10 protein-coding genes are annotated in these 13,300 nt (G+C 42.4%); 3 read left to right on the top strand and 7 right to left on the bottom strand.

Features of this window, described 5'->3' with window-relative positions; all coding sequences use genetic code 11:
• The 3 genes from AC37HE_RS07985 to AC37HE_RS07975 form a co-directional block, all read right to left on the bottom strand.
• A partial coding sequence (locus AC37HE_RS07985; protein ID WP_500782293.1) for a GH92 family glycosyl hydrolase occupies window positions 1-1,080 on the bottom strand: 1,080 nt, incomplete at its 3' end.
• Window positions 1,081-1,507: 427 nt separating this feature from the next.
• Entirely contained in the window at window positions 1,508-1,690 is a 183-nt protein-coding gene (locus tag AC37HE_RS07980; RefSeq protein WP_500782292.1) for a hypothetical protein, read from the bottom strand.
• Window positions 1,691-1,763: 73 nt separating this feature from the next.
• Window positions 1,764-4,574, bottom strand: coding sequence for a M16 family metallopeptidase (locus AC37HE_RS07975; RefSeq protein ID WP_500782291.1), 2,811 nt, complete (start codon window positions 4,572-4,574; stop codon window positions 1,764-1,766).
• Window positions 4,575-4,860: 286 nt separating this feature from the next.
• Here AC37HE_RS07975 and speA point away from each other — a divergent pair, with 286 nt between their 5' ends.
• From speA to AC37HE_RS07960, 3 genes are all read left to right on the top strand, one after another.
• Entirely contained in the window at window positions 4,861-6,753 is a 1,893-nt protein-coding gene (gene speA / locus AC37HE_RS07970) for a biosynthetic arginine decarboxylase (RefSeq protein WP_500782290.1), read from the top strand.
• A 151-nt stretch (window positions 6,754-6,904) separates the two neighbouring features.
• The gene (locus AC37HE_RS07965; RefSeq protein WP_500782289.1) at window positions 6,905-7,858 is read left to right on the top strand and encodes a hypothetical protein; all 954 of its coding nucleotides are present in this window, start codon (window positions 6,905-6,907) and stop codon (window positions 7,856-7,858) included.
• Between the two features lie 182 nt (window positions 7,859-8,040).
• Complete coding sequence (locus tag AC37HE_RS07960) at window positions 8,041-9,561, top strand: carbon-nitrogen hydrolase family protein (RefSeq protein ID WP_500782288.1); 1,521 nt, start codon at window positions 8,041-8,043, stop codon at window positions 9,559-9,561.
• 90 nt (window positions 9,562-9,651) lie between these two features.
• Here the strand turns inward: AC37HE_RS07960 and AC37HE_RS07955 are convergent, their stop codons facing one another.
• The 4 genes from AC37HE_RS07955 to AC37HE_RS07940 form a co-directional block, all read right to left on the bottom strand.
• Entirely contained in the window at window positions 9,652-10,164 is a 513-nt protein-coding gene (locus AC37HE_RS07955; RefSeq protein ID WP_500782287.1) for an NAD(P)H-dependent oxidoreductase, read from the bottom strand.
• Window positions 10,165-10,248: 84 nt separating this feature from the next.
• Window positions 10,249-11,106, bottom strand: coding sequence for a helix-turn-helix domain-containing protein (locus AC37HE_RS07950; RefSeq protein WP_500782286.1), 858 nt, complete (start codon window positions 11,104-11,106; stop codon window positions 10,249-10,251).
• A 144-nt stretch (window positions 11,107-11,250) separates the two neighbouring features.
• Entirely contained in the window at window positions 11,251-12,162 is a 912-nt protein-coding gene (cysK, locus tag AC37HE_RS07945; RefSeq protein WP_500782285.1) for a cysteine synthase A, read from the bottom strand.
• Window positions 12,163-12,400: 238 nt separating this feature from the next.
• Window positions 12,401-13,300, bottom strand: a 900-nt coding sequence (locus AC37HE_RS07940) for an ABC transporter permease (protein ID WP_500782284.1), incomplete at its 5' end; no start/stop codon positions are given.

Below are 13,300 nucleotides of genomic sequence, written 5' to 3'. Positions count from 1 at the left end.
TGGGAATACCGCACGGAAGGTATCCCAAAATCCGTTGTCGGTAAACATATAGCCCGGCAATACTTTGCCGTTGTAGGGGCTGTAATGCACCACCTTGCCATCAGCATCGTACTCGTAAAACTTACGCGGAAACAGCATCACCCGGTACAGGCACGAGTAGAAAGTTTTCAGCTGGTCATCGGTACCACCGGAAACAGCGATGCGCGAAAGCTCCTTATTCCAGGTATCGGCTCCCTTGGCTTTCAGCTGATCGAACGAATCATTGCCCAGTTCTTTCAGGTTGCGTTCAGCTTGCTCATAGCTGATGAACGACGAAGCGACACGAGCGCAAACCTGCTCTCCTTTTTTTGTTTTAAACCGAAGGGCAGCTCCAACGTGGTCAGACTTCAATTCCTTTACTCCCGCAAGAACCCGGTCGGTGCTCCATACATCGCCTTTCACAAAAGGCTTGTCAAACACAATCACAAAATAGTCTTTGAAATTATCGGGTACGCCTCCGCTGTTGCGGGTAGTATAACCAATAATCTTGTTCTCTTCGGGGATAATTTTCACATACGAGCCACGATCAAAGGCATCAACAAGCACTCGCGATTCGTCTGATTTAGGAAAAGTAAAGCGGAACATCGCAGCCCGTTCGGTTGGCGTAATCTCAGTCACCACATCGTAGTCGGCCAGGTAAACCTTGTAATAGTTCGGTTTGGCAATTTCGGCTTTATGCGAAAACCAGCTGGCGCGATCCTCGCCTTTGATTTTCAAATCACCTGTTTCGGGAAACAGCGAGAACTGGCCGTAATCGTTAATCCACGGACTGGGTTGGTGGGTTTGCTTGAAGCCCTGAATTTTGTTGGCATGGTATCCGTATACCCAGCCATCGCCCATTTTACCGGTCTGCGGGGTCCAGAAGTTCATTCCCCAGGGCATGGCAATGGCCGGATACGTATTCCCGTTCGAAAGCTTATATTCCGAATCGGTACCCATCAGGGTATTTACGTAATCCAGAGGCTTACTTTGCTGGGCATGCAGGATGTGTCCGCACACAAAAAAGCAAAAAAGCGTAAGTGTTCCAAATTTTCTGATCATAGCTCAATAGCGTTTATTAAATATTTGATTTAGGTAAAAATGACGTTGCCAAAGTTTAGATCTTTCCGCTTTCGTTTAGAGACCATACAATTATAGCACATTTAATGCGATTTTTGAAACCTGTAAGTCAAATCAATCCTCAAATTAACGCAAGGCTAAGCAGGATCTAAAAAAACCACCCTGATTTCCGGGGAATCACAACTAAGAATGAAAGTGAAGATTTCCTGAACATCCCGTTGTCAGTGTTATCAGAAGTTGTCGGGTTGTCTTGAAAAACATTTCAGAGCAATAATAGCGTTATGGTGAGCAAAGAGGCTGCCTAAAAAGTCTCAAGAGTTTTTCCTAAACTATCAAATTGTAAGTCCATTCAAGCTACTGACCCCTAAATTCTCCCGAAACAAATTCGGGACAGGCTCTGAAGGGGACTTTAAGACATCCGGCAGCTGCCGGAGAGGTTTGGAGGGGTAAAATCAGCAAGAGCTTTCAATTTGTAAGTCTGAATTTCTTCACGTCGACATTTTGGGCAGCCTCCTATCTCCAGAAAGTTGTCGGATTGGTCGTCAACAGATGCCTGAGCAACACCACAAAAAACAACGTCTTTTGCATTCATCGACTTTCAGAAACAGCAAAGGCCGTCCTTTGCACTCAGGACGGCCTTTGTAATTCAATTGATCTCTTCAATTCTATTTTGTTTCCGTTTTTTCAGGGCTCATAATCACTTCAACGGTGTCCGGCTTCGCAAATACTTTCTTAGCCATTTTCACAACCGTCTTAGGAGTGATTTCATCAACCAATGCTTTATAGGCTGCATCAGAATAAATCGGATCTTTCGTTTGTAAATAATCAACAATATCAGTCAACCAGTGCTTGTTGGTTTTCACACTTTCCTCGCGTCTGTTCATGATTGATGCTTTAATTTCGTTAAAGTCGTCCATATCAACTTTACCTTTCTTCAGTTCATCAATTTGCTCGTAAACAACTTCCATCAAGCGGTCCAGTTTCGCCGGGTCGGTATCGAAACTAACAACGACCTGGTAACGGTCTTCCGGAATCGTTGTGAAACTACCGCCAACGTTAACACCGTAACTTCCGCCTTCTTCTTCCCGAATGGTATCCAGGTATTTTTTGGATAATAACTGGCTAATGAAATAGATGTTCAACTTAGTGGTTTCTTCTTTTTTCATTTCGCCTGACATATTCAGATACACGGTTGATTTAGGCGTATCCATTGGGCGAAGAACTTTCCGTGAGGTTTTACCTTTAGCCGGGTTCATATGCTGATCAACGAAGTTTTCAGTTTTTCCTGTTCCCGGAATATTGCCAATATAGGTTTCAATTTCGGGCAGCATTTCTTCGCTCACATTACCTACAAAAACAAACGTAAAGTCGCTGGCATTATGAATTCGCTCTTTGTAAACTTCGCTGGCTTTGTCGAAGCTCAATTCATCAAGAAATTCCTGGTTCAAGGTAAGCGCACGAGGACTATAGTTGTTCCCGACACGCGTAATGGTATCGCGCATTGCTTTTTTATTATCTGCAGCAGCATTCGCCAGATAGGCTGTATACTGATCGATGATCTTTTGATAAGAGTCTTTATCGAATCGTGGAGCAGTGAAATACAAATACGTTAATTGCAACAGCGTTTTAAAATCGCGAATATTACTTGATCCGCTGAAACCTTCGGTATTTTCACCAATATAAGGACTGATGCTTACAATCTTTCCGGTTAGTTTTTTAGACAAATCCGTGGCTTTGAAATCACCCAAACCGGAATTCTCAACCACATCCACGGCTAAGTCTGACGAAGCCAACTCATCTTGTGGTAACAGCGAGGTTCCACCAAAGCTATAAGCCGAAAACAAGATTTTATCCTTATCTAAATCAGTGGGATAAATCACAACCCGTGCACCGTTAGCCAACACATAACCTTTTGCAGCATCCAGTCCGGGAATAGCAAATGTTTCTTTTACCGAAGCCGGTTTTAAGTCAGCTGCTACCAGCGGTGTATCCGAAGCTTCATCCTTATAAGGCTCCAGTTTTGCAGCCTCTACATCAGCCATCACTTTTTCAAGGTCAGCTAAATCAGGATAAGTAACACCTTCTTTCTCCGGTCCGGTAACAGTCAGGTTCACATTTTTATTGGTTTTCATTTTCTGAATCGCTGCATTTACATCGTCCAGACTTATTCCGGCCATCAACTGTTTTTGCATCGCCAGTTCATCATCAGGCGCCATAAACGGATCGGCCTCCAGGAAATAATTGTAAAGCTGAGTAGCCCATTTATTGTTATCTATTTTATCCTGGTTGGCTACATAGTTCTCGTATTGGCTAATGTTATTTTGTTTAGCCCGTTCAAGTTCAGAGCTTGTAAAACCAAAACGGTAAGCTTGCTCCCATTCGGTGTAAGCTTGGCGATAAGCATCGATTGTTTTTCCGGGTTTTGGAACAACAAAAATCGAAAAGTTTCGCTGCAAACGTGTAATCGAATTATAACCTACCTGAGCTGCCAGTAAATCGGTTTTATTATTTTGAATATAGTCATCAATTCTAGTATTCAACATAGAGAAAACCAACGAATTGATCGCGCTTTCCCGCATATACTTTTCGTCTTTCACCAAAGGCTTATCCGACATTTCGCTATAGGTAACACGCGTGTATTTATCTTCTTTGTCGGTTGCCAGGCAAAAATAAGGATCACTGTGATCAGGAATACGTTCGTAGGTACGCTCTGCTCTGTTCTCACTTAAAGGAATGCTCGAGAAGATAGTCTTAATCTTCTGCTCAATTTTTGCAGGGTCAATGTCACCTACAACAATCACAGCCTGCAAATCGGGGCGATACCATTTGTGATAATAAGCACGCAAAACCGGATACTCAAAATTATTCACAATGTTGATATCACCGATTGGCATACGATCGGCATATTTCGATCCTTTAAACTGCCATTTCGATGTTTGTTCGTAGATCCGCAATGAAGCATTCCGTCTTGTTCTCCACTCTTCGCGAATAACACCCCGTTCAGCATCAATCTCGTTATCCTGCAGCAACAAACTACCCGACCAGTCGTGCAACACATACAGGCAGGAGTCGATCAGCCAATCCTGTCCCGACGGAACATTACTGATGTTATAAACTGTTTGATCATAACCGGTGTAAGCATTGATATCAGCACCAAAGCGAACACCTTGCTTTTCCAGCATTTTCAGGAATCCCTTTCCTGCAAAATGTTCGGTACCGTTAAAAGCCATGTGCTCCAGGAAGTGAGCCAGACCTTTTTGGTCATCATTCTCCAAGATAGATCCAACATTCTGTGGAAAATAAAAACTTACCCGATCTTTCGGATAATCGTTATGCATAATGTAATAATGCATCTTATTGGGTAATACACCACTTACCACTTTCTTGTCTAATGGAATCGTCGTACTCATTTGTGCCGACGCGGTACCAAAAGCAAGAATAAAAGACATCAATAAGGTTCCTAAACGAAGTTTCATATTTTAAACTTTTAAAATTCAATGAATTGCAATTAACTCATGATTTAACCTAATTAAACAATGCTCAATAAGTAGCTTGAACTGTGATCCCATTACAATTGTTTCTTTAAAAATTGTTAAATGTAAATTTTGACGGATTGTTTTTAGCTCAAAAGATTTTCACTTTTTTGTGTGATTTTCCTTAAATTCAGAGCACTGATAATGAAGATACTTTTGCAAAAAAAAATATCTTTGGCACGCTTTAAAAATTAACCCTTATTGACAAATTTTATTGACTAATTAAAGAATGAGAAAATGGCGCATTGAGGATACCGAAGAACTCTACAACATCAATGGTTGGGGGATTAACTATTTTTCGGTAAATGACAACGGTAATGTGGTTGTTACACCACAAAAAGGTGGACCTCAAGTTGATTTAAAAGAATTGGTTGAAGAGCTGCAGCTACGTGATGTTGCTACACCACTTCTGGTTCGTTTCCCGGATATTCTGAACAGCCGGATCGAGAAGATGAACAGCTGTTTCAAAATTGCAGCCGAGGAGTACGATTACAAAGCCAACAGCTACCTGATTTACCCCATTAAGGTAAACCAAATGCGCCCGGTTGTTGAAGAAATTGTCAGTTACGGGCAAAAATTCAACATCGGCCTCGAAGCAGGTTCAAAGCCTGAGCTTCATGCGGTCATTGCCATTAACACGGACTCAGACTCCCTGATTATTTGTAACGGCTATAAGGACGAAGACTATGTAGAGCTGGCTTTGTTGGCTCAAAAAATGGGGCGCCGCATTTTTATCGTTGTTGAAAAACTAAACGAGCTCAAGCTTATCGCAAGAGTTGCCAAGCGCCTGAAGATAAAGCCCAACCTGGGTATTCGTATCAAACTGGCAAGCAGTGGTAGTGGCAAGTGGGAAAGTTCAGGCGGCGATGGTAGCAAATTCGGACTAACATCGAGCGAAATTCTGGAAGCTCTGGACTTTCTGGAACGTAACAATCTGAAAGATTGTCTGAAGCTGGTGCACTTTCACATTGGTAGCCAGGTTAATAAAATTCGCCGCATCAAGATTGCTTTACGCGAAGCATCTCAGTTTTATGTGGAGCTGGCAAAATTGGGCTTCAACGTTGAATTCGTTGACATTGGCGGAGGTCTGGGAGTAGACTACGACGGAACACGCTCGGCTAACCGCGAGAGCAGTGTAAACTACAGCATCCAGGAGTATGTAAACGATGCAATCTCAGCTGTTGTTGATGCAGCCAATAAAAACGGCATCCCTCATCCGAATATTATTACCGAATCCGGTCGTTCACTAACGGCACACCATTCGGTATTGATCTTTGAAGTTTTGGAATCGGCAACCCTGCCGTCCTGGGATGAAGACGTGGATATTCAGGAAGCGGATCATGAGCTGGTTAAGGAGCTTTACGACATTTGGGATAACCTGAATCAACCCAGTATGCTGGAATCGTGGCACGACTCGCAGCAGATCCGGGAAGAAGCCTTAGATCGTTTCAGTTTAGGATTACTGGACCTGAAAACACGGGCTCAGATTGAGCGCCTGTTTTGGTCAATTGCCCGCGACATTGATAAAATGGTCAGCAAGATGCGTCATTATCCGGAAGAGCTGGATTCCTTATCGAAATTACTATCCGATAAATATTTCTGTAACTTCTCACTCTTCCAGTCATTGCCGGACAGCTGGGCCATTGATCAACTGTTCCCCATTATGCCGATCCACCGGCTGGATGAGAAACCGGATTGCTATGCGACCCTGCAGGATATTACCTGTGACTCAGATGGTAAGATTGATAATTTCATTTCAACACGAAAACTGTCATACAACCTTCCGGTGCACAGCCTGAAAGCACGTGAAAGCTACTACATCGGTGTATTCCTTGTAGGTGCTTACCAGGAAATTCTGGGTGACCTGCACAACTTGTTTGGTGACACCAATGCAGTTCACGTTTCGGTCAACGAAGAAGGATACAACATCGATCAGGTTATTGACGGAGAAACAGTTGCCGAGGTGCTGGATTACGTGCAATATAACCCGAAAAAGATGGTACGTGCTGTTGAAACCTGGGTAACAACCTCCGTAAAAGCCGGGAAAATCACGGCAGAGGAAGGAAAAGAATTCCTGGCGAACTACCGCTCCGGTTTGTATGGTTATACTTATTTAGAGTAACAACGAACAAAGATAAACACAAAGGCCACCCGTTTCGGATGGCCTTTTTTCATATCCTGTACCTGTTAAATATTAATCAATTTTAGCTTGTCAATAACCAAATTAGCCGGTAGTTGTTTTAATTTCAGAACTTGAAAAAGAATAAACAAGCATGAAAACAGGACAATCGTTATTCCCCTCAACGCTCTTTTTCCTTATTTTGATTGGATGGGCACAACAACTTCAGGCCACCGGGTTAAAAACCGTATGCCGGTTACCTGAACAAGTTGAAGAGACCAGTGGAATTGAAGTAACCGGAGCAAATGAAATATGGACATTAAACGATAGTGGTGGCAAAGCGGAACTGTATTTATGCGATACCTTGGGAAACCTGATTCGAACAGTCAAAATTGAGGGTGCTGAAAATCACGACTGGGAAGACCTGGCTCAAGACAACAAGGGAAATTTCTATATCTGCGATACAGGCAATAATAACAACGACCGTGACAACCTGAGAATCTACAAAATCCCAAATCCCGACCTCAACAAAAAGGACGAATTAGAAGCCGAAAAAATAAAGTTCACCTACGAAGATCAAACTGAATTTCCTCCCGGTAAGAACAACATGGACTATGACTGTGAAGCGGTTATTTGGTACAACAATCATCTTTATCTTTTTAGCAAGACCAGAAGTTTCCCATTCAAGACATCGGTTTACCAGCTTCCGGACACCCCCGGTGAGTATGTTGCCCGTAAGCTGGCCACCTTTCATAACGGAGGGAAAGATATTACCGAGGCTGATCTCCACAGCTTCTGGATTACAGCTGCCGACATTAGCCCAAACGGCAAACAGCTGGCGTTACTATCCCAGGATCGGATGTGGATTTTTTACGATTTCAAAAAGGATCATTTTTTTAGCGGCAAACACAAAGTTTATGAGTTGGGGAGTAACACCCAGAAGGAGTCGGTTTGCTTTGTCGATAATTCAACACTTTACATGACTGATGAATACTGGAGCACTTTCAATATTGGTCGAAACTTATACAAACTGACTATTAATCCGCAAGGTCAAACGTCATCCGCAAAGCATCCATCACCCGACAAGAGACAGTCAGCCAGCCAGTAAACAGCTTCGGCTCTTTAATCTCTCCAAAGCAGATCAAAATTCCGGAGAAGGAGCCGACAGCAACCAATTAGGAAATCAAAAAATAGAATATTCAGCGACCTACTGAACAAACGCTCGGTCTAATTCCTTAATTTGGTAGTTCATATTACCTGAAATCATAAAACAACTCAAGTCAGCAACATATGGAAGACATTGAAAATATAGAATTGACCTACCTGTCACTCGATGATTATGATGAGCTTAAGCAAGCTATGATTGAGGCTTACCAGAAGATGAAAGAGTCGTACTGGGATAAAAAGCAAATTCAAACCTTGATTCAAAAGTTTCCGGAAGGACAGATTGCCATTAAGGTAAACGGGCAGTTTGCAGGTTGTGCCTTATCTATCATTGTCGATTACAGCAAATTTGAAAACGGTCACTCCTATAATCAAATTACAGGAAACTACACCTTTAACACGCACGACTCCACCGGCGACATGCTTTACGGAATCGAAATATTCATTCGACCGCGCTACCGGGGTTTACGTTTAGGGAGACGACTTTACGACTTCCGCAAGGAGCTTTGCGAGCGCCTCAACCTGAAAGGGATTGCTTTCGGTGGACGAATTCCAAACTATCACAAGTATTCGGATGAGTTGACTCCAAAGCAATACATTGAGAAAGTAAGGCGGAAGGAAATTCACGATCCGGTACTTGATTTTCAGATCTCGAATGACTTTCACCCTGCTCGGATTCTGACCAATTATCTGGTTGGCGATAAAGAATCGAACGACTATGCTGTTTTGCTCGAATGGGATAACATTTACTACGAAAAGCCCAGCACCAAAGCCACAACCATCAAAAAGGTTGTTCGCCTGGGATTGGTTCAGTGGCAGATGCGGCCGTATAAAGATGTCGGTGAACTTATGCAGCAAGCCGAATATTTTATTGATGCGGTATCCGGCTACCGATCTGATTTTGCACTTTTCCCGGAGTTCTTCAATGCCCCGTTGATGGCAGAGAACAATCATCTGACTGAGCCTGAAGCTATCCGCAAGCTTGCGGACTACACAGAGTCGCTGGTACAACGTTTTTCGGAATTAGCGATCTCTTATAATATCAATATTATTACCGGCAGCATGCCCGAGTTGGTTGACAGCAAATTGTACAATGTTGGGTACCTCTGTAAACGGGACGGATCAATTGATCGGTTCGAAAAATTACACGTTACCCCCGATGAAGAAAAAGTATGGGGCTTGCAAGGCGGCACACAATTAAAAACATTCGATACCGACTGTGGTAAAATCGGTATCCTGATTTGTTACGATGTAGAATTCCCGGAGGTAAGCCGGGTATTGGCATTGGATGGGATGGACATTCTTTTTGTCCCCTATCTGACTGACACCCAAAATGGTTTTTCGCGGGTTCGCCACTGTGCACAGGCCCGTGCCATCGAAAACGAATGCTATGTAGCCATTACCGGATGTGTCGGCAACCTCCCCAAAGTTCACAACATGGACATTCAATACGGACAATCGATGGTGTTTACTCCTTGTGACTTCTCATTCCCTGCAAACGGCATAAAAGCAGAAGCTACTCCCAATACCGAGATGATCCTGATTGCTGATGTTGATATTGACATGCTACGGGAACTGAACCAGTTTGGAAGTGTTCGGAATATACGAGACCGAAGAACCGATATTTACCAGCTAAGGATGAAGTAGATAAACAATTAAATACGCACTAAAAAGAAGAAGGCTTGTTTCTAAATAGACGAAACAAGCCTTCTTTGTTAACACATCTGTTCCCTGCCTTTATGCCAGAATACTCTGAGCGTATTCTTTTGCATTCGATTCAATGGCTTCTTCTGCAGGTTGGCTATTAGCTCCGTAAAAACAATGCGTTGGCAATACCTCACAACCACAATAGTGGAAGGATATAGCCATTGGCTTCAGCAACTCATCCAGAGTTACCCGACTTTCATAAGTTTCCTTATCTCCTCCGGTTGAAACAGCAAAGCGAATTTTTTTGCCTTTCATGTTATCCCCTCCCGGACCAAATGCCCAGCCATAAGCTAAAACTTCATCAATATATTTTTTCAGAGCAAATGGCACATTAAACCAGTGCAACGGAAATTGAAAAATAATTTCATCGTACTTTGATAACAACTCCTGTTCCGCTGCGACATCAAAGTTAAGATCCGGATATTTTTCGTACAGCGAATAAATTTCTAACTCTTCTGAATGATTGGTCAATTCAGCTAACCAAGTGCGATTAATCAACGAACTCTCTAAATTTGGGTGCGTCACAATTACTAATTTCGACATCTCAATCTATTGTTTAAATGTTTTGGACACAAAATTAGATATCAGACTTTTTTATCTCTTATCAATTTGCCTCAAAACTTATCACTAGCCATATTTTTCGCGATATTCGGCGGGAGTAAGCTTTTCGTAAGTCTTAAAGAATCGGGTAAAATTCGATGGTGCTGAAAAATGGTATTTATAGCTAATTTCGGAAATGGTTAGCTGTGATAATAAAAGCTCACTTTTACAAACCTGAATGAGAGCTTTTCGAATCACTAAGCTGGCATTTTCGCCATAAAAACGCATACACAGATTGTTAAGATGATTACGATTGACGCCCATCATGCCGGCATAATCTGCTACGGTTTGTTTGTGGTGAATATGCTGCTTCAACAATGTTTTCAACCGAATGATCTCAGTATTTTCATAGCAACGATCCGATAAATGATAGTACTCACCATAGAGCCGATTCAATCTCAATAAAAGTTGATACCAACAGGCTTGAAACCAATTACGACTATCAACCCGTGGCAACTCAAGCTCCCCCCGGATTAATTTGAATTGCGTTTGTACGTCACTAATAGTCTCCGGTTTTAATGGCAACACGGGCGATTGTTGATTGTAGCTAAAAAAATGAAGTCGGTGTAGAAATGCAGTATCTTTCAGAAAACTATCCGAAAATTCTTCGCTAAAAAACAAAACATAAGAACCGCTGCCACAATTAACATCCCAAGTTCGTACCGTGAACGGAGAAAGAAACAACATACAAGGTCCTTGCAACGGAAAATTCACACCATCGATGTTAATACTTCCAGTCACTTGTGTAAAAATAAACAACTCATAGAAAGTTGTCGTGTGAGGATCTTTCAGCGAATTACTATAACTCATTATTGCCTCAAACGGCAAACAGTCGATCAGGCGTTCTTCACCTGGTTTTCCTTTTGAAAAATGGAATGTGAGCATTGCTCTTATTAGCTTGGATACAATTGGAATACAAAAATATAAAAGAAAACCACACCTTTTAAAGTGTGGCTTCATCTTATACTTATCGTCGTTCAAAAAGAAACTAAAAACGTGTCATGGCTATTTATGCGTTTTTGTTTTCAATTAAAACAATCCGTCAACCGACAGGTAGCGTTCACCGGTATCGTAGCTGAACGTTACAATGCGTGAACCTTTGGGCAACTCCGGTAATTTCTTCGCGATTGCAGCTAAAGAAGCACCCGATGAAATTCCAACGAACAAACCTTCTTCTTTTGCTGCACGTTTGGCATATTCAAATGCTTCTTCTTTAGAAACCTGGATTGATCCGTCTAACAAATCAGTTAACAAGTTCTGTGGAATGAAACCGGCACCAATCCCTTGGATTGCGTGTGGTCCGGGAGCACCACCACTAATAACCGGTGAAGCATCAGGCTCAACGGCGAAAGTTTTCACATTTGGAAATTTTGCCTTAACCACATCACTAACTCCAGAAATGTGACCACCAGTACCAACACCAGTAATCAGGTAGTCGAATCCTTCAGGTAGGTCGGCAATAATTTCCTGCGCTGTCTTTTTGCGGTGGGCATTAATGTTCGCCACATTGTCGAACTGAGAAGGGATCCAGGCATTGCTACTTTCCGCTGCAATTTCTTCAGCTTTAGCAATAGCACCTTTCATCCCTTTTTCCTTTGGAGTCAACACCAGTTCAGCACCATAAGCAGTCAAAATACGACGGCGCTCAATTGACATCGATTCCGGCATTACCAAAATCAGCTTATAACCTTTAACAGCTGCAACCAAAGCCAGACCGATACCGGTATTTCCGGATGTAGGCTCAACCAGCAAAGTATCCTTGTTGATTTTTCCTTCAGCTTCAGCAGCTTCAACCATCTCCAAGGCAATACGATCCTTAATACTACCGCCCGGATTTGTTTTCTCTACTTTAACATACACTTCATAGTCTGACGGGAACAGACGATTTAAACGTACTAATGGCGAATTGCCAATGGTTTCCAAGATGTTGTTAAATTTCATTTTCTTTGTTTTTATAGGGTTCTTAAAAATTAATCAAAAAAAAAGCCTTCCCGACGGGGAAGGCTTTATATACGTTGTATCGTTGAATATACTTAGTTAAGTAGACATATACCTTCCCCTTTTTGTACTTTCATACAACAACACATACACATATGGAAGAAGTTTTTTGTCATTTCTCGTTTTTCTTATCTGGAACAAATCTAAATAAAATATCCATACAACAATGACTTTTATCAAATTAATTTCGATAAAAGAGCCATTTTACAATTTCCTTAACACTAACTTTCTTGCCGTACATTAATATTCCGGTACGATAAATCTTACCGGCAACCCAGATCGTCCCCACAATTGAAGCCATCAAAATGGTCATTGAAAGCAGTAGTTCCCAGACTGGTACATCAAAAGGAACACGCACCATCATGATGATCGGGGAAGTTAAAGGCACCATTGAGGCCCAAAAAGCCAGGGCCCCTTCCGGATTTTTAACTACCGGGAACAGAATAATGATCGAGAAGATCAACGGGAGCATAACAGGAAACATGAATTGCTGTGCATCCTCATCCTGATCAACTGCCGAGCCAATAGCTCCCATAAAGGAAGCATACATAAAGAAGCCGCCCAGAAAGTAAAAAACAAAGGTTACGGCGATCAACCATAGATTCAAACTACTTACCTTATCGATAATATCCATAGCAATATTTTGCTGCTGAGCTTGCACGGCCGGAGCAACTGACATTCCCGGAGAACTCATCAGGTCGTGACTGGTTTGCACCGTTTGAACCGGATCGCCTCCGGCAAAAGCCTGCACACCGGTAATGACAGCACCTCCTATGACAATCCAAAACAGCAACTGCGTTAATCCCACCAGGCCAATTCCGATAATCTTTCCAAACATCAACTGCATCGGCTTCACCGAAGAGATAATCACCTCCACAATCCGGTTGGTTTTTTCCTCCATAACACCACGCATCACCATCATGCCGTACATCATTACAAACATATATATGACAAAGCCGGCGATATAACCAACGCCCATCGCAATTTCGGTAGAGCTTTTTACCGATTCCCCTTTATCATCAATCTTAATGGTCTCAACATGAATGCTCGTGCGCGTGGCTGCCAGCTTCTCTTCCAAATC

It is taken from the genome of Mangrovibacterium sp. (genome assembly GCF_059905295.1).
This window is presented reverse-complemented; position numbering and strand designations above follow the sequence as displayed.